At 73.5% G+C, this 17,316-nt stretch carries 18 protein-coding genes and 1 pseudogene; 5 read left to right on the top strand and 14 right to left on the bottom strand.

Annotated elements, in window-relative coordinates:
* The first annotated feature begins 66 nt into the window (after positions 1 to 66).
* Complete coding sequence (locus tag ACIP64_RS10815) at positions 67 to 747, top strand: DUF4191 domain-containing protein (RefSeq protein WP_401583883.1); 681 nt, start codon at positions 67 to 69, stop codon at positions 745 to 747.
* Positions 748 to 845: 98 nt separating this feature from the next.
* Here ACIP64_RS10815 and ACIP64_RS10810 read toward each other — a convergent pair whose 3' ends face one another.
* Positions 846 to 1,313: an RDD family protein gene (locus ACIP64_RS10810; protein ID WP_360911508.1), complete on the bottom strand. Its 468-nt coding sequence runs from the start codon at positions 1,311 to 1,313 to the stop codon at positions 846 to 848.
* A gap of 199 nt (positions 1,314 to 1,512) precedes the next feature.
* On the opposite strand from ACIP64_RS10810, the gene glnA reads away from it, so the two are divergent.
* Positions 1,513 to 2,925, top strand: coding sequence for a type I glutamate--ammonia ligase (gene glnA / locus ACIP64_RS10805; protein ID WP_401583880.1), 1,413 nt, complete (start codon positions 1,513 to 1,515; stop codon positions 2,923 to 2,925).
* Positions 2,926 to 3,238: 313 nt separating this feature from the next.
* A complete protein-coding gene (locus tag ACIP64_RS10800; RefSeq protein WP_401583877.1) occupies positions 3,239 to 4,633 on the top strand; it encodes an MFS transporter in 1,395 nt (464 codons plus the stop codon).
* A gap of 186 nt (positions 4,634 to 4,819) precedes the next feature.
* On the opposite strand, the gene ACIP64_RS10795 is transcribed toward ACIP64_RS10800, so the two are convergent.
* The 8 genes from ACIP64_RS10795 to ACIP64_RS10760 form a co-directional block, all read right to left on the bottom strand.
* Positions 4,820 to 5,488 (bottom strand): (2Fe-2S)-binding protein, encoded by a 669-nt coding sequence (locus ACIP64_RS10795; RefSeq protein ID WP_401583875.1) that lies wholly within the window; start codon positions 5,486 to 5,488, stop codon positions 4,820 to 4,822.
* Positions 5,489 to 5,596: 108 nt separating this feature from the next.
* A complete protein-coding gene (locus tag ACIP64_RS10790; protein ID WP_360911515.1) occupies positions 5,597 to 6,265 on the bottom strand; it encodes a GntR family transcriptional regulator in 669 nt (222 codons plus the stop codon).
* Between the two features lie 60 nt (positions 6,266 to 6,325).
* Positions 6,326 to 7,327: a proline racemase family protein gene (locus ACIP64_RS10785; RefSeq protein WP_401583872.1), complete on the bottom strand. Its 1,002-nt coding sequence runs from the start codon at positions 7,325 to 7,327 to the stop codon at positions 6,326 to 6,328.
* A 13-nt stretch (positions 7,328 to 7,340) separates the two neighbouring features.
* Positions 7,341 to 8,237 carry a dihydrodipicolinate synthase family protein gene (locus ACIP64_RS10780; protein WP_401583870.1) on the bottom strand — a complete coding sequence of 299 codons (897 nt, stop codon included), beginning with the start codon at positions 8,235 to 8,237 and terminating at the stop codon, positions 7,341 to 7,343.
* Positions 8,224 to 9,606: an FAD-dependent oxidoreductase gene (locus tag ACIP64_RS10775; protein WP_401583867.1), complete on the bottom strand. Its 1,383-nt coding sequence runs from the start codon at positions 9,604 to 9,606 to the stop codon at positions 8,224 to 8,226. Before ACIP64_RS10775 ends, ACIP64_RS10780 begins: the two co-directional genes overlap by 14 nt.
* Positions 9,603 to 9,899 (bottom strand): (2Fe-2S)-binding protein, encoded by a 297-nt coding sequence (locus ACIP64_RS10770; RefSeq protein ID WP_401583864.1) that lies wholly within the window; start codon positions 9,897 to 9,899, stop codon positions 9,603 to 9,605. Before ACIP64_RS10770 ends, ACIP64_RS10775 begins: the two co-directional genes overlap by 4 nt.
* Positions 9,896 to 11,068 carry an NAD(P)/FAD-dependent oxidoreductase gene (locus ACIP64_RS10765; protein ID WP_401583861.1) on the bottom strand — a complete coding sequence of 391 codons (1,173 nt, stop codon included), beginning with the start codon at positions 11,066 to 11,068 and terminating at the stop codon, positions 9,896 to 9,898. Before ACIP64_RS10765 ends, ACIP64_RS10770 begins: the two co-directional genes overlap by 4 nt.
* Positions 11,069 to 11,378: 310 nt before the next feature.
* Positions 11,379 to 12,473, bottom strand: coding sequence for a magnesium and cobalt transport protein CorA (locus ACIP64_RS10760; protein WP_401583858.1), 1,095 nt, complete (start codon positions 12,471 to 12,473; stop codon positions 11,379 to 11,381).
* 217 nt (positions 12,474 to 12,690) lie between these two features.
* Between ACIP64_RS10760 and ACIP64_RS10755 the strand changes: the two genes are divergently transcribed.
* Positions 12,691 to 13,527, top strand: coding sequence for an undecaprenyl-diphosphate phosphatase (locus ACIP64_RS10755; protein ID WP_401583856.1), 837 nt, complete (start codon positions 12,691 to 12,693; stop codon positions 13,525 to 13,527).
* Between the two features lie 5 nt (positions 13,528 to 13,532).
* On the opposite strand, the gene ACIP64_RS10750 is transcribed toward ACIP64_RS10755, so the two are convergent.
* The 5 genes from ACIP64_RS10750 to ACIP64_RS10730 all read right to left on the bottom strand — a co-directional run bounded on the left by ACIP64_RS10750 (position 13,533) and on the right by ACIP64_RS10730 (position 17,008).
* On the bottom strand, positions 13,533 to 14,114 hold the full coding sequence (locus tag ACIP64_RS10750; protein ID WP_401583853.1) for a TIGR03086 family metal-binding protein: 582 nt from the start codon (positions 14,112 to 14,114) through the stop codon (positions 13,533 to 13,535).
* Positions 14,115 to 14,216: 102 nt separating this feature from the next.
* Positions 14,217 to 15,224 carry an NADPH:quinone reductase gene (locus ACIP64_RS10745; protein ID WP_401583850.1) on the bottom strand — a complete coding sequence of 336 codons (1,008 nt, stop codon included), beginning with the start codon at positions 15,222 to 15,224 and terminating at the stop codon, positions 14,217 to 14,219.
* Positions 15,225 to 15,280: 56 nt separating this feature from the next.
* Positions 15,281 to 15,685, bottom strand: coding sequence for a hypothetical protein (locus tag ACIP64_RS10740; protein ID WP_401583848.1), 405 nt, complete (start codon positions 15,683 to 15,685; stop codon positions 15,281 to 15,283).
* A gap of 79 nt (positions 15,686 to 15,764) precedes the next feature.
* Positions 15,765 to 16,625, bottom strand: a complete 861-nt coding sequence (locus ACIP64_RS10735; protein ID WP_401584724.1) for a Gfo/Idh/MocA family protein — start codon at positions 16,623 to 16,625, stop codon at positions 15,765 to 15,767.
* 8 nt (positions 16,626 to 16,633) lie between these two features.
* Positions 16,634 to 17,008, bottom strand: a complete 375-nt coding sequence (locus tag ACIP64_RS10730; RefSeq protein ID WP_401583845.1) for a 5-carboxymethyl-2-hydroxymuconate Delta-isomerase — start codon at positions 17,006 to 17,008, stop codon at positions 16,634 to 16,636.
* A gap of 123 nt (positions 17,009 to 17,131) precedes the next feature.
* Here ACIP64_RS10730 and ACIP64_RS10725 point away from each other — a divergent pair.
* Positions 17,132 to 17,316 (top strand): annotated as a pseudogene (locus tag ACIP64_RS10725) (glutamine synthetase); the annotation flags it as partial.

Raw genomic sequence — 17,316 nt, 5'->3', positions numbered from 1 at the left:
CCGCCCGGTGGGTTTCCCACCCCTCCGGTGGGGCCCGCGCCGTGCGGGACACGTATCCTGTGCGGCATGGCGAGGGAAACATCCGAGAACAACCCTGGGCGCCTCAAGCAGATCGCCCAGACCTACAAGATGACCAGGCGGGTCGACTCCAAGGTCGGACTCGTCCTCGCGGCTGTGGGAGTCGTCACCTTCGGTGTCATCCTCGCCATCGGCTTCGCGATCGGTCACCCCATCTACGCGGGCATCCTGGGCTTCCTGCTGGCCCTCCTCGCGATGGCGGTCGTCTTCGGACGGCGTGCCGAGCGGGCGGCCTTCGGCCAGCTGGAGGGACAGCCCGGCGCCGCGGCGGCCGTACTGGACAACGTCGGCCGGGGCTGGTCGGTGACGCCCGCGGTGGCGATGAACCGCAACCAGGACGTCGTGCACCGCGCGGTCGGCAAGGCCGGCATCGTCCTGGTGGGCGAGGGCAACCCGAACCGGGTGAAGAGCCTGCTGGCCGCCGAGAAGAAGAAGATGTCGCGGGTGGTCTACGACGTGCCGGTGACCGACATCATCGTCGGCAACGGCGAGGGCGAGGTCTCCCTGAAGAAGATCCGCGCGACGCTGCTGAAGCTGCCGCGCGTGCTGCCGGGTCCCAAGGTCACCGAGGTGAACGACCGCCTGCGGGCGCTCGGCGACCTCATGAGCAACATGCCGGTCCCGAAGGGCCCGATGCCCAAGGGCATGCGGATGCCGAAGGGCCGCTGAGGACCGGGCCACCGCCCGAGGAACGCAGCAGAACGGGCCGTGCCCCGGACGATGTCCATCGTCCGGGGCACGGCCCGTTCTCGTGTGGTGGCAGGTGGTCACATCCGGACCTGGACCGCCTTCACCGCCCGGTCGTGCATGCCGCGGGTGTCGCGGTCCCAGACCACCGCCGGGACCACCAGCAGGAGGAGGAAGGTGCGCAGCACCGCCGCGCCGGGGCCGAGCCGGGCGCCGTCCTCCCGGATCACGCGCAGCCCCAGCAGGCGCTTGCCCGGGGTGGTGCCGACGGTGCCCAGCAGCAGCACGCTCATGACACCGAAGACGACCGTGGTCCACGGATTGGCCGCGGCCGCGTCACGGTGCGCGATCAGGCCGTATGCGATCAGCGCGCACAGGCCCCAGTCGATGAAGAGCGCCGCGATCCGCCGCCCGACCGGGGCGATCGAGCCGGGGCCCTCCTCCGGCAGGCCGAGGCGCTTGCCGCGGTAGCCGAAGTCCACGCCCATCCGCTCGGCGGCCGCCTTCGGGCCCTCGATCCACGATCCGATGACATCCCTGTTGTCCACGGCTCCACGGTACGCGCCCGTCCCGGGCCGCCCGCGCCCGACCCGTCGCACACCCGGCCACTCGGTTAACCTGCAAGAAACAAATGGGTCACGACGGGGAAATGCCCGGTCCCTATCGTCACCTCCAACGTGCGCCACCGCACTGGTCGCACCCATGAGCTGCAATCCGGCCTCCCGGGCCGGGCCAAGGAGGAGTTGGATGTCGTTCCAAAACGCCGACGAGGTGAAGAAGTTCATCTCGGACAACGACGTCAAGTTCGTGGACGTCCGGTTCTGCGACCTGCCCGGTGTGATGCAGCACTTCACCGTCCCGGTCGAGTCCTTCGACCCGGACGAGCAGCTGATGTTCGACGGCTCCTCGATCCGCGGCTTCCAGGCCATCCACGAGTCCGACATGGCGCTGATCGCGGACCTGTCCACGGCCAAGCTGGACCCGTTCCGCAAGGACTCCACGCTCAACGTCAACTTCTTCATCCACGACCCGATCACCGGTGAGCAGTACAGCCGTGACCCGCGGAACGTGGCGAAGAAGGCCGAGGCCTACCTCGCCTCCTCCGGCATCGCCGACACCGCGTACTTCGGCCCCGAGGCCGAGTTCTACGTCTTCGACAGCGCCCGCTTCGAGACCAGCGCGAACCAGTCCTTCTACCACATCGACTCCGAGGCCGGCGCCTGGAACAGCGGTGCGGAGCAGGACAACCGCGGCTACAAGGTCAAGTACAAGGGCGGCTACTTCCCGGTCCCGCCGGTCGACCACTTCGCCGACCTGCGCGCCGAGATCACCCTGGAGCTGATGAAGTCCGGCCTCCAGGTCGAGCGCCAGCACCACGAGGTGGGCACCGCCGGCCAGGCCGAGATCAACTACAAGTTCAACACGCTGCTCGCCGCGGCCGACGACCTGATGCTCTTCAAGTACATCGTGAAGAACGTCGCCTGGCGGGCCGGCAAGACCGCGACCTTCATGCCCAAGCCGATCTTCGGCGACAACGGATCCGGCATGCACGTCCACCAGTCGCTGTGGGCAGGCGGCGACCCGCTGTTCTACGACGAGCAGGGCTACGCGGGCCTGTCGGACACCGCCCGCTACTACATCGGCGGCATCCTGCGGCACGCCCCGGCGCTGCTGGCGTTCACCAACCCCACGGTGAACTCCTACCACCGCCTGGTGCCCGGCTTCGAGGCCCCGGTCAACCTGGTCTACTCGCAGCGCAACCGCTCCGCGGCCATCCGCATCCCGATCACGGGTGCCAACCCCAAGGCCAAGCGCATCGAGTTCCGCGCCCCGGACTCCTCGGGCAACCCGTACCTGGCCTTCTCGGCGCTGCTGCTCGCCGGCCTCGACGGCATCAAGAACAAGATCGAGCCGGCCGAGCCCGTCGACAAGGACCTCTACGAGCTCGCCCCCGAGGAGCACGCGGGCGTCCCGCAGGTCCCGACCTCGCTGTCGGCGGTCCTGGAGTCCCTCGAGTCCGACCACGAGTTCCTCCTCCAGGGCGGGGTCTTCACCCCGGACCTGATCGAGACGTGGATCGACTACAAGCGGGTCAACGAGATCGCGCCGATCGCGCTGCGGCCGCACCCGCACGAGTTCGAGCTCTACTTCGACGTGTGACAGGGCCGCGGGTCTCCGGCCCGCGCGTTCACAGGCATTTCGGGGCCGTCGCCCGTGTCCTCTCGCATGCGGAGGACACGGGCGGCGGCCGTCGTACGTCCGGGCAAGTCTTCGGCTTCGGGCGCGAGTTCGCCCCAGGATCCCGGCGACGCCGGTCGACTCCACCGGCCGGGTGGCTGCCGGTGACCATTGGGGGGCATCGGGCGTGGCACGTTGATCGGCCGGAGCGGGTGACCTTGACTCCTTGCATGTGGTGACCAACAGCTCTCCCCGCACGTCGCGGCCGCTCGGTGCGGCGCTGGACAGTGCGCCCATGTCGCGGCTGCACATGAGGTTCTGGTTGCTGGCGGGGCTGGGGATCCTGCTGGACGGGTTCGACTTCTTCATCATCGGGGTGGCGAACCCGCTGATCGCCAAGGACTTCGGGGGAAGTGCGGCCGAGCGCGGGCTGCTGTCGTCGGCGGCGATCGTGGGGGCGGTGTTCGGGGCGGCGGCGCTGGGGCCGCTGGGGGACCGGATCGGGCGGAGCCGGATCTTCAAGGTCGACCTGTGGCTGTTCGTGGTGTTCTCGGTGGCGTGCGCCTGCGCGTGGGACATCTGGTCGCTGATCGTCTTCCGGCTGCTGCTGGGCGTCGCGGTGGGGCTGGACTACCCGATCGCGGCGAGCTACGTGGCCGAGATCCTTCCCGCGCGCAACCGCGGACGGTGGCTGGTGAGCGCGTTCAGCCTCCAGGCGGCGGGGATCGTGCTGGGGGCCGCGGCCGGTGTGGTGATCCTGCTGGCGGCGCCGGAGACCGGGTCGTGGCGGCTGATGCTGGGCTTCGGGGTGGTGCCGGCGCTGGTGATCATCTGGTTGCGGCGGAACGTGCCGGAGAGCCCGCGCTGGCTGGCGCAGAACGGGCGCGAGGCGGAGGCCTGCGCGATCACGCGGAGGATGACCGGGCGGGACTGCCATGTGACGGAGGCGGACCGGGAGCGCGGCGAGGCGCCGCCGGAGGGGCTGAAGGCCTTCCTGCAACCGCAGTTGTTCTCACGACGGCTGAGGCGGCGCACGGTCTTCACGGCGGTGCCGTGGTTCCTGATGGACATCGCGACGTACGGGGTGGGGATCTTCACCCCGACCCTGCTGGCCGGGCTGGCGCTCGGCGGGGCGAACGCGACGTTCATCTCGGACGACATCGCCTCGACCGAGGGCACGGCGCTGCTGGACGTCTTCCTGGTGGTCGGCTTCGTGCTGGCGATCGTCCTGGTGGAACGGGTCGGGCGGGTGCCGCTGCAGCTCGCGGGCTTCGCCATGATGACCGTGGCGCTGTGCATGCTGGCGGTGGCCGAGCAGCTGCCCGGCGGGGGCGACGCGCACCTGCCGCTGGTGTTCGTGGGCTTCGCGCTGTTCAACACGTTCATGAACCTGGGCCCGAACGCCACGACGTTCACCCTGCCCGCCGAGGTCTTCCCCTCCGACGTGCGGGCGGCGGGCCACGGCTTCGCGGCGGGCTGCGGCAAGCTCGGCGCGGCGCTGGGCACCTTCCTCTTCCCGGTGCTGCTGAACGCCGCCGGGACCAGTGCGCTGCTGTACGGCGTGGCCGTGACCAGCGCGCTGGGCCTCCTCGTGACGTGGACCTTCCGCATCGAGACGCGCGGGCGCTCGCTGGACGAGCTGTCGGGCGCGGAGTCCGCGACGCTGGCCCCGCGTGTCACCCCTCCGTGACGGCCGGGTCCGGACGACGCTTGTTGCACAGGGCTTGCAACAACTACTCAGGGGCATCAGCATGGAGGGCGAGGACGCGGCCGGCCCGTCAGCCTTCGGACCGGGCGCACCTGCGGTCCCAGGTGCGTCCTTCCCGGGGGGTGGTCGTCTTTCCGTCCGGCACCCGCCGGACCGGCCGGCCCGTCCTCAGCGCCGTACGCAGTCGCCGCACAGACCGCCGCCGGGCACCCGGTAGTACAGGCAGCAGCTGCGCCGCATGTACGCGGGAGCGGCGGGTCCGGACAGGCCGAGGGTCCCGGCGTCCCGCAGCAAGGGGTCGGCCAGCAGTGCCGCCACCAAGGCGGCCGCCCGGCTCGCCGCTTCGGGCCGCCCGCCCTCGCCCAGGCACCAGCTGTGCAGCACCCGCAGCGTCCCGGCCAGCGCCGAGGCCGCGTTGCCCCACAGCAGCCCCGCGGAGACCCCGGAGACCGCGCAAACGGCCTCGGTCAGCGGTACGAGGTGCCCGTGCAGGACGGCCTCGCCGAGCCGGTCGGCCGGCAGCCCCTCCCCCGCCGGCGGCAGCCACAGCTCGTCCGGCACGGCCCGCTCCGGATGCCACCACAGGCCGGCCACGTCGGGCAGCTGCCCGGTCAGCGCCGCGGGGCCGAGGGCGACCGACCAGAGGCGGGCCGCGAGACCCTGGTGGGCCAGCGAGGCCGCGACGCGCCGTTCGTCCGTGCCGAGCCGGCGGCCGACCTCGGCGACCCGCCCGGTCAGGGCCTCCCGCGCGGGCCCCGCGTACACCTCCGCCAGCGGCATGAAGCCCTCGGCGCGCGGCTCCCCGGGCTCGGTGCGCAAGGTGAAGAAGGGCCCCACGACGCGCCCGCCCTACCGGTCACCGGCGGCGCGCGCGGCGGCCGGTGCAACGAGCAGGGTCATGCGGGTCACGCTCCCACCCACGGGGTTCGGGGTCCGGCCACCGTATCAGCGCGCCCACAGGCCCCTGACGTGGCCGAGATGACGCGTCATCACCGCCCGCACCGCCTCCTCGTCGCGGGCGAGCAGGGCGTCGAGCAGCTCCAGGTGCTCCTCGGCCGAGGCCGTCAGCAGACCGCGTTCGGCGAGCGCGGTCAGCCCGTACAGGCGGGAGCGCTTGCGCAGGTCGCCGACGACCTCGACCAGGTGCGCGTTGCCGGCCAGCGCGAGCAGGCCGAGGTGGAAGCGCCGGTCGGCCTCGACGTAGCCGATGAGGTCGCCGGTCGCGGCGGCGGCGACGATGGCCTCGGCGGCCGGGCGCAGCTCCTCCAGCGCGGCGGGGTCGGCGCCGGCGGCAAGACCGGTGACGGTGGGGATCTCGATGAGGGCGCGGATGTGCGTGTACTCGTCGAGCTGCCGCTCGGAGACCTCGGTGACCCGGAAGCCCTTGTTGGGCACCGGGTCCACCAGGCCTTCCTTCACCAGGTCGAGCAGGGCCTCGCGCACCGGGGTGGCCGAGACCCCGAAGCGGCCCGCCAGGGCGGGCGCGGAGTGCACCTCCCCCGGGCGCAGTTCGCCCGCCACGAGCGCGGCGCGCAGGGCGTCCGCGACGCGCTCGCGGTAGCTGGGCCGCTGCCCGCCGAGGGAGGGCAGGGCGGGCCCGTCGTGAGCGGTCATCGGGCCGGTCCTCCTCGGCGTCCGGGCATGGGGTCGGCGACCAGTATCGGGGCGGGGCCGCTACAGGACGAATCCGGCCGGGAAGGGGTCGTCCGGGTCCAGCAGGTACTGGGCGGTGCCGGTGATCCAGGCGCGTCCGGTGATCGAGGGCAGGACGGCGGGGTGCCCGCCCACCTCGGTGGTGCCGGTCAGCCGGCCGGTGAAGTGCGTGCCGATGAAGGACTCGTTCACGAAGTCCTCGTGCAGCGGCAGTTCGCCGCGGGCGTGCAGCTGCGCCATGCGCGCGCTGGTGCCCGTGCCGCACGGGGAGCGGTCGAACCAGCCGGGGTGGATGGCCATCGCGTGCCGGGAGCGGACCGCGTCGGAGCCGGGGGCGAGCAACTGGACGTGCTTGCAGCCGCGGATGGTGGGGTCCTCGGGGTGGACGGGCGGGTCGTCGGCCTCGATGGCGTCCATCAGGGCCAGACCGGCGGCGAGGATGTCGTCCTTGCGGGCCCGGTCGAAGGGCAGGCCGAAGGCCTCCAGCGGCAGGATCGCGTAGAAGTTGCCGCCGTAGGCGAGGTCGTACGTCACCGTGCGGCCGTCGGCGAGGGTGGCCTTGCGGTCCAGCGCGACGGCGAACGAGGGGACGTTGCGCAGGGTCACGGCGGTGGCCGCGCCGCCGCTGACGGCGACCTCGGCGACGACGAGGCCGGCCGGGGTGTCCAGGCGGATCGTGGTGACCGGCTCGGTCACCGCCACCATGCCCGTCTCGACGAGGACGGTGGCCACGCCGATCGTGCCGTGGCCGCACATCGGCAGGTAGCCGGAGACCTCGATGTAGATGACGCCCCAGTCGGCGTCCGGGCGGGTGGGCGGCTGGAGGACCGCCCCGCTCATGGCGGCGTGGCCGCGCGGTTCGTCCATCAGCAGATGGCGGATGTGGTCGAGGTGGTCGCGGAAGTACAGCCGGCGTTCGTTCATCGTGGCGCCGGGGACGGTGCCGATCCCGCCGGTGACGACGCGGGTGGGCATGCCCTCGGTGTGGGAGTCGACGGCGTGCAGGACCAGGGAGCTGCGCATCGTGGGCCCCCGCTCAGTTCGCGCCGGCCGCGATGGCCTGCTCGGTCGCCGCCCGGACGGCCTTCTCCTGCTCCGGCAGCAGCGGTTGGCGCGGCGCGCGGCAGGGGCCGCCGTACCGGCCCGCGACGTCCATCGACACCTTCACCGCCTGCACGAACTCCGTCCGCGAGTCCCAGCGCAGCAGGGGGTGCAGCGCCTGGTACAGCGGCTGCGCCGCCGGGTCGCCCGCGACCGCCGCGCGGTACAGCGCGGTGGTGACCTGCGGAAGCGCGTTGGGGAAGCCGGCGACCCAGCCCTTGGCGCCGGCGGCGGCCAGTTCGAGGAGTACGTCGTCGGCGCCGACCAGCAGGTCCAGTTCCGGGGCGAGTTCGGCGATCTCGTACGCCCGGCGCACGTCGCCGCTGAACTCCTTCACCGCCCGGATGTGGCCCTCGGCGTGCAGTGCGGCCAGCAGCGGCGGCGTCAGGTCGACCTTCGTGTCGTGCGGGTTGTTGTACGCCACCACGGGCAGGCCCGCCTTGGCGACCTCCGCGTAGTGGGCACGTACCGACCGCTCGTCCGCCCGGTACGCGTTGGGCGGCAGCAGCATCACGGACGCGCACCCGGCGTCCGCCGCCTGCTCGGCCCACCGGCGCGCCTCACCGGACCCGTACGCGGCCACCCCGGGCATGACCCGGTCCCCGCCGACCGCCGCGACCGCGGTCTCCACGACCTTGGCCCGCTCGGCGGGGGTGAGCACCTGGTACTCGCCGAGCGAGCCGTTGGGCACGACCCCGTCGCAGCCGCCGGCGACCAGCCACCGGCAGTGCTCGGCGTAGGCGTCGTAGTCCACCGCGAGGTCCGACGCCCGCAGCGGCAACGCGGTCGCGACGAGCACCCCCCGCCACGGCCGTCCTTCATTCCGGTCCATCCTGTGTCCCCTCTCGTCCGGCTTCCTCTGCTGCGGTCGCGCTGTGGTCGTGGCCGGCCCCCTGCGGGGGCGGTGTGCCGCCGGCGAGCAGGCCGAGCGGTACGGGGCGGGCGAAGGGCCGGGCCGGCGGGGTGAAGGGGCAGCCGGCGACCGCGGCGACGGCGGGCCCGCAGACGCGTCCCTGGCAGTGGCCCATGCCCGCGCGGGTCAGCAGTTTGACCGTCCGCAGGTCCCCGGCGCCGAGGTCGCGCACGGCGGTGCGCACGGCGCCGGCGGGCACCTCCTCGCAGCGGCAGACGACGGTCTCGTCCGTGACGACGGTGCCGGCCCAGTCGTCGGGCACCCGGTAGACGGTGTCGAGGGCCTCGGCGAAGCGGCGCAGCCGGTCGCGGGCGCGGGCGGCGCGGGCCCAGGCGGCGGGGTCGGGTTCCGTGCCGCGCAGGCGGGCGGCTGCGGAGCGGCCAGCGATCTCGCCCTCGGCCAGGGCGAGCGCGGCGCCGCCGATGCCGGTGGCCTCGCCCGCGGCCCACAGGCCCGGCGCGGGGGCGCGCTGCTCGCTGTCGGTGTGCGGGACGTCGGCGAGGTCGGTGTGCGGCAGCATGCCGTGGCTGACGGCGAGGGTGTCGCAGGGCACCGTGCGCCGGGCGCCGCCGGGCCCGGCAAGGGTGACTGCCTCGACGCGGCTCGTGCCGTGGGCGGCGACGACGGTGTGCCGGCGCAGCGGGCGGACTCCGTGGCGGGCGAGCCGGACGGCGTACCCGGCGCCCTCGGCGAGCTTGCCGGGCGGCACGGAGCCGGGGCGGCGCAGCAGGGCGAGGGGGTCGGCCGCCTCGGCGAGGGCGGCGACGCGCGCACCGGCCGCGGCCAGGCCGGCGGCGACGGGCAGCAGGAGCGGCCCGGTCCCGGCGACGACGACGGTGCGGCCCGGCAGGACCAGCCCGCCCTTCAGCATGGCCTGGGCGCCGCCCGCGGTGACCACCCCGGGCAGGGTCCACCCGGGGAAGGGCAGCACCTTCTCGTACCCGCCGGTGGCGACGACGACCCCGTCCGCCCGCAGCGCCCCCGACTCCAGGGTGTGCACGGTGAAGCCGGGCTCCAGCAGCCAGACCTGATGATTCGCCAGGTGACGGACGCGCTCCGCCGCGATGTGGGCCGCCAGCCGGTCGCGCAGCCGGCGCCAGGTGCGCCAGGCGTGGTGCAGGGCCTGCGGCCGGCGGGCGCCGAGCCCCGCGGCCGGCTGCCGGTAGTACTGGCCGCCCGCCTCGGACGCGGCATCCACGAGGGTGACCCGCAGGCCTCCGTCGGCCGCCGCCACCGCGGCCGCGACCCCGGCGGGTCCGGCGCCCACGACGACGAGGTGCGCGCTCACGACCCCTCCCCCGTCTCGATGACGTCGCCGGGCCGCGCCTCGACCACACAGGCCCGTTGCCCCGGGCGCCCGTTGACCGTGACCAGGCAGTCGAAGCACACGCCGATCCCGCAGAAGACCCCGCGCGGCTCGCCGCCCGTCCGTGTCGTACGCCAGGAGACGACACCGGCCGACCACAACGCGGCGGCGACCGTACGGCCGGGCAGGACCGGGATCTCGCGCCCGTCGAGGGTGACCGTGAAGGCGGGCCCGGGTGCGGCGCGGGCGAGGCGGAGCGGCGTGCGGCGGGTCACGGGGTCTCCATCGCGTCGAAGCGCTCGGGGCGGAAGGGCGTGAGGTCGAGTTCGGGCGGCGTCCCGGTCAGCACCTGGGCGATCAAGTGGCCGGTGGCGGGGGCGAGTCCGATGCCGGCCCCCTCGTGGCCGCAGGCGTGGTGGAGTCCGGGGACGCGCGGGTCGGGGCCGATCGCGGGCAGGTGGTCCGGCAGATACGGGCGGAAACCGGCGTACGCGCGGATCGCGGAGACCTCGGCGAGCCGCGGGAAGAGCGCGACCGCCTGGGCGGCCAGCCGGCGCAGGGCGGGGAGGGAGAGCGTGCGGTCGAAGCCGACGCGTTCGCGGCTGGCACCGATGAGGACGGGCCCCGCGGCGGTGGACTCCACGACCGCGGAGGTCTGGAGGGCGGCCGAGTCGCTGGCGACGTCGGCGACGTAGTCGGCCGCGTAGACCTTGTGGCGGACGGTGCCGGGCGGCAGCGGTTCGGTGACGAGGATGAAGCCGCGCCGCGGGAGCACCGGCAGCCGCACCCCGGCGAGGGCGGCGATCTCGCCGCCCCAGGTGCCCGCGGCGTTGACCACGGCGGGGGCGTGGATCTCCGCCGTCCCGACGCGCACCCCGCGCACCGAGCCGTCCGCGGCGCGCAGCAGCGCCGTGACGGCGGACCCGGTGCGCAGTTCCGCGCCCATGTCGCGTGCGGCGCGGACGAGGTGGGCGGCGGCGAGCGCGGGCTGCACCTGGGCGTCCTGCGGGTAGTGGACGCCGCCCGCGAGGCCGGGCGCGAGGTGCGGTTCGAGGTCGCGCAGCGCGTCGGCGGCGACGGGCACGGCGTCCACGCCGGCCTGCCGCTGGCCGGCGGCGAACGCGTCGAGCGCGCGCACGCCCGCCTCGTCGGCGGCGACCACCAGCCCGCCCTTGGGCTCGTACTCCACGGCCCGGCCGAGCCCGGGGACCCCGGCCAGTTCGCGCCACAACCGCGCGGACAGCAGGGCGAGCCGCAGCTCCGGACCCGGCTCCTTGTCGGAGACCAGCAGATTGCCCTCGCCGGCCCCGGTGGTGCCGCCGGCCACGGGTCCGCGGTCCACCAGGACCGTACGGAGCCCCGCCGAGGCGGCGTAGTAGGCGCATGCCGCGCCCACCATTCCGGCGCCGACCACCACGACATCGCAGTTCGTCGGCCTGCTCACGTCAGTAATATGTCACACAGCACGCCGCGCGAACAGCCTCACGACAGCCCTTCTCCCCGCGCCCCGGCGGCCGGCGCCGGCGGACGCGCGATCCGGTGCCGTCATCGAGTGGCCGGGGCGGTCGGAGAGGCCGGCGGTCTCCAGGCCTCGCCGGTCAACTCCTCCTCACCCGGGCGGAATCACGGGACGAGGGCGGCCGCACCGCCGCACCGGGGTCGCCGATCCGCGGCCGGGACCGGGACCGGGACCGGGACCGCCTCGACCGGTGCGCGCCCGGCCGCCGGCAGTTCGCGCGCCGATGCCGCCGGCCTCAAAGCCAGCCGTTGCGCCGGAACCCGCGGTGAATGACGAAGCAGGCGACGGCCATGACCCCGATGGCGAGCGGATAGCCGTAGGTCCAGCGCAGTTCCGGCATGTGCTCGAAGTTCATGCCGTACAGCCCGCAGATCATGGTCGGCACGGCGAGGATGGCGACCCAGGCGCTGATCTTGCGCATGTCCTCGTTCTGAGCCATCGTCACCTGCGCGATATTGGCCTGGAGGATCGAGTTGAGCAGTTCGTCGAAGGCGGTGACCTGCTCGGTGGCGCGCGCGAGATGGTCGGCGGCGTCACGGAAGTAGGCGCGCAGATCGGCGTCGATGCCGGGCAGCTGGTCCTGCGACAGGGACTGCAGGGGCCGGCCGAGCGGCGCCACCGCCCGCTTGAGCTCCAGCAGTTCGCGCTTGAGCTGGTAGATCCGCCCGGCGTCGGTGCCCCGGCCGCGGGAGTCGGCGAAGACGTCGGCCTCCACGTCGTCGATGTCCCGCTGCACGGCGGCGGTGACGGCGAGGTACTGGTCGACGACGTGGTCGGTGATGGCGTGCAGGACCGCGGCCGGCCCCTTGGCGAGTTGGTCGGGGACGGTCTCCAGCCCCTCGCGCAGCGGCCCGAGGGAGCCGTGCCCGCCGTGCCGCACGGTGATGACGAAGTCGGCACCGGTGAAGACCATGACATGGCCGCTGTCCACGACTTCACTCGTCGCCGTCAACCGGTCGTGCTCGACGTAGCGGACGGTCTTCAGGATCGTGAAGAGGGTGTCCCCGTACCGCTCCAGCTTGGGCCGCTGCTCGGCGTGCACGGCGTCCTCGACGGCGAGCGGGTGCAGCCCGAACAGTTCGGCGACGCCCGCGAATTCGTCCTCGGACGGCTCGTGCAGCCCGATCCACACGAACCCCCGGCCGGACTTGCGCACCCGGGCTATCGCCTCGTACGCGGCGCAGTCTCCCTGCCGCAGACCCTCCTGGTAGACGACGCAGTTGACCACCGAACTGCCGAGGGGCGAGCGCCCGGGGTGGCTCAGGTCCACGCGCCGGTGGCGCGGATGAGCGAAACGGACGGCTTTGCGGAGGTTGTTGATCATTGACATGAAGGGCTCCTGAACGCGTCTGGCCTGCGCCAGTATGCCCAAGGGCCCGCCGCGCGGGGGATGCCGGGCGTGAAGGGGCGCCCGGCTCCGCACGGGGCGCGGCGGCCGGTGCGACCGGCGCCCTGGTTCGCGGGGGGCGCTACCCGTCTTTTACACTCCGTAGGGCTCCGGCCGTGACGGTCGCAGGCACGCCACGTACTCCGCAGAGATGGGTCCCATGAGCGCCATCAGTATCGGTCAGGCAGCTGTGCTCGGCGTCGTGGAGGGGGTCACGGAGTTCCTTCCGATCTCGTCCACCGGCCATCTGAAGATCACCGAAGGCCTGATGGGCATCGACGTCGACGACAAGGCCGTCGTCGCCTTCTCCGCGGTCATCCAGTCCGGCGCCATCGCCGCGGTCCTCGTCTATTTCTTCAAGGACATCGTCCGGATCTGCAAGGCGTGGTTCACCGGCCTGGCCAACCGCGAGGAGCGCTACCACCACGACTACAAGTTCGCCTGGTGGGTGATCTTCGCGACCATCCCGATCGTGGTGGTCGGCCTCGCGGCCAAGAAGCTCATCGAGGGACCGCTGGCCTCCCTGTGGGTCGTCGCCGGGTCGCTGATCGTCGGCAGCGGTGTGATGTGGGTCGCCGACCAGATGGGCCGGCACAAGCGCGGCGAGGACGACACCACCTTCAAGGACGCCATGCTCGTCGGCTCCTCCCAGATCCTCGCCCTGCTCTTCCCCGGCTTCTCCCGGTCCGGCGCGACGATGTCCACCGCGCTCATCCTCGACCTGGACCGGGTAGCCGCCACCCGTCTGTCCTTCTTCCTCGGCATCCCCGCCCTCGTCGGCGCCGGTCTGTACGAGCTGAAGGACGCGCTCGGCGCCGGCATCGACACGGCGCCCCTGGTCGTCGGGACCCTCGTCTCCTTCGTGGTCGCCTACGCCTCGATCGCCTGGCTGCTGAAGTTCGTCGCCAAGCACTCCTTCAACGCCTTCATCGTCTACCGCCTCGTCATCGGCGCCCTCCTCTTCGGCCTGCTCGCCACCGACGTCATCGGCGCCTGATCCGGTCAGGCCCGGGGGTCCCGGCCGGACAGCGCGAGAGCGCGGTCGAAGGCCGGCGCCCCGGGACCGGGGAGCCCGACGGGCGCGGCGAAGCCCTCGTACTGGCGGTAGACCTCCGCGTGGCGTTCGACGACACCGAGGACGAACTCCCCGAGGGCGTCGCCGCAGCGGTACTCCTGGCCGGTCGCCCGGGCGACGTCCCAGCCGTGGACGGCCAGCTCCTTGACGATCATCGCGGCGATCTCGGCGGCGGGCATCCGCGCGTACCCGAGGTCGATCTCGCCCTCCTGGACGGCGGGATCGGCCCAGGCCGCGACGGCGCGGTCCAGCTGCCGTGCGTAGGCCCCGGCCCAGTCCGGGTCGGCGGTGAAGTCGCGGGCGGTCAGCTCCTCGGGGAGCTGCCGGCGCAGGGCGCGGTGCTCCAGGCCGTGCGAGGTGTAGAGGATCCAGTGGTTGAGCAGCGCCCGTGTGTCCCATGCGGCGCAGGGCGTCGGGGCGGCGAGCTGCTCCGGGCCGGACGGCACGCCGCGGGCGATGCGGGCGGCCTCGGCGGCGGCTTCGGTCAGGTACGCGTGAAGATCGGTCATGCCGCCCACGCTAGGAACGCGGGCGGCACCCGGTCTTGAACAAACGCGACTCCCCCGGCTACCGCCGGGAGGTGCCCCCACCCGGCCGGCGGGAAGCCCGCGCTACACGTCGATGAGCACCTTGCCGATCGCACCGCCCTCGACCGCGGCGTGCGCCTGCGCGGTGCGCACGAGCGGGAAGTGGTGCAGCGGCAGGCCCGCCTCCTCGCCCACCCGCAGGGCGCCGACGGTCAGGGCGGCGGTGATCGCCGCGATCGCCTCGCGCTTGGCGGCGGCCGGCATCGTGTAGACCAGCACGCCCTGCCAGCGCAGGTTGCGGGAGAAGGTCTCCCGTACGGGCAGCGTCACCTCGGGGCCGCCGTTGTCCGCGTAGTAGGCGACGACGCCGTTCGGCGCGAGCACGGCGAGGTCGAGCTGCGCGTTGACCGCCACCGAGACCTCCGCGACGATGTCGACGCCGTCGGGGGCCGCCCGCAGGATCTCCTCCGCCGCGTCGCCCGCCCGGTAGTTCACCACGTGGTCGGCGCCGGCGGCCCTGGCCAGGCCCGCCTTGTGGGGACCGCTGACCGTGGCGATCACGGTCGCGTCCGACCACCGCGCCAGCTGGATCGCCGCGTTGCCGACCGCGCCCGCGCCGCCGGCGACCAGCACCGTGCGGCCGCGGAGCGTGCCGGGGCCGAGCCGGTGCGGGCCGCCCTCCAGCAGGGTCAGGGCGCGGTGCGCGGTCATCGCGGGGATGGGGATGCTCGCGCCGAGGTCGAAGGAGGCCCCGTCGGGCAGCGGCACGGCCTGCGCCTCCGGCACCGTCACGTACTCCTGCGCGGTGCCGCCGGGGCGCTGGTAGGCGGCCTCCCAGATCCACACCCGCTGGCCGTTCCTGGCGGGGTCGACGCCCTCGCCCACCGCGTCGACCACGCCGGCGCCGTCCTGGTTCGGCACGCGTTCGCCGCCGCCGGGCGGCGCGGCCGTCCGCGACTTCCAGTCCGTGGGATTCACCCCGGACACCTCGACCCGCACCCGGACCTCGCCGGGAGCGGGCTCCGGGACGGGACGCTCGGTCAGGCGCAGCACCTCCGGGCCGCCGCCCTCCGTGTACACGATCGCCTTCATGATCCGTACAAGTCCCGCCGGAGCGGGTTTCTTCCCGTGCCCGGCGGCCCGCGGGGTCAGACCCGCCCGATCCCGTCGCACAGTACGACGGGGCCGCCCCCGGGCGCCGGCGGCGGCTCGGGGAGCGCGCGCGCCGCCGCGCCCGGGGAGCGGCGCGGGGAGCGCGGGACGTACGCGCCGCTGGTGCCGCCGCGGCCGCGGTGCGCCAGGACGCCGGAGACCGGGTCGGGCACGGCGTCGAGCGCCGCCCGGATCCCGGGCAGGGTGTACCAGCCGAGCCAGTGCTCCTCCTCGCGGAAGCACAGCTCGAAGACCACGCCCCAACCGAACGTGTGCCATTCCCACGCCAGCGCACGGTTGGTGACCGCGGACTCCACAAGTGCGGGCGCGTACGCGTCGCGCCATGCCGCGGCGGATGTGCCGGCGTTGAGGACTTCGATGGACCACCAGTCCGCTGCCATACCCAAAACGATAGGCACTTCGCAAGCCCCCCGCCAGGGTTTGGCGCCTGACGGCGCGTCACCCTTCCCGCGCCGCGGGTCACACCGAGGCGAGCAGTTCCGTCACACGGAATCCGAAGCGGGCGTCGCAGGGGTGGGCGACACCCGTCTGCGCCGCTGTGAGCAGGGCGTCCACCGCCTTGCCGAAGGAGACGACCGGTCCGTCGCTGCGCGGGGGCAGCGTGGAGACCCCGTGGTCGCCACGGAATTCGACGGTCACACCCGCCGCCTCGGGGGGCGCGGTGAGGCTGAGCGTGGCGGTGCTGGACGCGCCGCTCGCGTGCCGGAGCACGAGGTGCACGGTGTCGCCGGGGCCCTGGGCGGAGGTGAGCGCGGTGACGTCGCCGAGCACCGGCAGCAGCACCGACAGCGCGTGCGGGCCGACGTCCCACAGCGCGCCCTTCTCGCGCCGCCAGGGCGAGTTGGCGTACGGGCTGTCACCGGAGGTGAAGACCGAGCCGAGCCAGTCGGCACGGGCGGTGAACCAGCCGTCCTCGGCGGCGCGTTCGTCGATCCACGCGGCGCTGTGCGGGGCGAAGCGCAGGGTGAAGAAGACGACCGAGGCCACCCCGGCCTTCTCCACGGCCTCGGCGACGCGGCGCGCGTCGTCCGCGGTGGTCGCCACCGGCTTGTCCAGCAGCAGGTGCCGGCCGGCCTCGGCGGCGCGTACGGCCAGCGGCGCCTGGACGTCCGGGGGCAGGGCGACGGCGACGGCGTCCACGTCGGCGATGAGCTCGTCGACGTCGGTGTAGGCGCGCGTGCCGTGCTCCGCGGCGAGCGCCTCCGCCGCCTCGGGGCGGCGGCCCCAGATCCCGGTGAACTCCACGCCGGGGTGGGCGGCGAGCGCGGGGGCGTGCGTGATCCCGGCCCAGGGGCCGGTGCCGAGCAGTCCGATGCGCATGCTCATGCTCAGGCCTCCTTCGCGGGCTCGGTGTGCTTGCGGTACCAGGCGGGGTCGAGGTCGATGATGTCGACGGCGCTCTGCACCCGCAGCTCCGGCGTGGCCGCCAGGTGGACGGCCAGGAGCTCCAGGACGGCCTCGCTCAGCTCGGCCTTGGCCTGCGGGCTGCGCCCGGCCATGACGGAGATCTGCGTGTAGACCATGGCGTGCTCCGCGCCGCCGTCGGCGATGACCGCCTCCTCGATGCGGCGGAAGCGGGTCGTGCAGGCTTCGGCCCGCGCGTCGATGGTCTTGGCGATGAGCGGGTGGAGCGCGAGCGCGAAGCCGCGCCGGTCGAACGCGTCCGCCAGTCCGGCGGAGTAGTCCACGGTGATGTGAGGCATGGCACACAGCGTAAGTGCTGCCCAGAGGCCCTGTCGGGCAGGGGTACCGGGCCCCGGGCGGTGCCCGGCGCACGGGACGCGGGCTCGTTCACACCGGGTTAACACATGGGCAATGGATGTGAAATCACGGATTGTGACGCTGCTGCGGAACAGACCAGCCGCCCCGCAAGGCCCGCGCCCCCGAGGATGACATCCGTGAGTTACAAGGCCGAGTACATCTGGATCGACGGTACCGAGCCGACCGCGAAGCTGCGCTCGAAGACCAAGATCCTGGCCGACGGCGAGGCGCCGGGTGTCTGGGGCTTCGA

It is taken from the genome of Streptomyces sp. NPDC088733 (genome assembly GCF_044751185.1).
GTDB lineage: Bacteria > Actinomycetota > Actinomycetes > Streptomycetales > Streptomycetaceae > Actinacidiphila.
This window is presented reverse-complemented; position numbering and strand designations above follow the sequence as displayed.

Coding starts and splice junctions, on each gene's coding strand:
- ACIP64_RS10790 (WP_360911515.1), bottom strand. CDS start 6,265: ATGACCGCTCACGACGGGCCCGCCCTGCCCTCCCTCGGCGGGCAGCGG.
- ACIP64_RS10760 (WP_401583858.1), bottom strand. CDS start 12,473: ATGTCAATGATCAACAACCTCCGCAAAGCCGTCCGTTTCGCTCATCCG.
- ACIP64_RS10730 (WP_401583845.1), bottom strand. CDS start 17,008: ATGCCTCACATCACCGTGGACTACTCCGCCGGACTGGCGGACGCGTTC.
- ACIP64_RS10745 (WP_401583850.1), bottom strand. CDS start 15,224: ATGAAGGCGATCGTGTACACGGAGGGCGGCGGCCCGGAGGTGCTGCGC.
- ACIP64_RS10735 (WP_401584724.1), bottom strand. CDS start 16,625: ATGCGCATCGGACTGCTCGGCACCGGCCCCTGGGCCGGGATCACGCAC.
- ACIP64_RS10815 (WP_401583883.1), top strand. CDS start 67: ATGGCGAGGGAAACATCCGAGAACAACCCTGGGCGCCTCAAGCAGATC.
- ACIP64_RS10785 (WP_401583872.1), bottom strand. CDS start 7,327: ATGCGCAGCTCCCTGGTCCTGCACGCCGTCGACTCCCACACCGAGGGC.
- glnA (WP_401583880.1), top strand. CDS start 1,513: ATGTCGTTCCAAAACGCCGACGAGGTGAAGAAGTTCATCTCGGACAAC.
- ACIP64_RS10750 (WP_401583853.1), bottom strand. CDS start 14,114: ATGACCGATCTTCACGCGTACCTGACCGAAGCCGCCGCCGAGGCCGCC.
- ACIP64_RS10755 (WP_401583856.1), top strand. CDS start 12,691: ATGAGCGCCATCAGTATCGGTCAGGCAGCTGTGCTCGGCGTCGTGGAG.
- ACIP64_RS10800 (WP_401583877.1), top strand. CDS start 3,239: ATGTCGCGGCTGCACATGAGGTTCTGGTTGCTGGCGGGGCTGGGGATC.
- ACIP64_RS10780 (WP_401583870.1), bottom strand. CDS start 8,237: ATGGACCGGAATGAAGGACGGCCGTGGCGGGGGGTGCTCGTCGCGACC.
- ACIP64_RS10740 (WP_401583848.1), bottom strand. CDS start 15,685: ATGGCAGCGGACTGGTGGTCCATCGAAGTCCTCAACGCCGGCACATCC.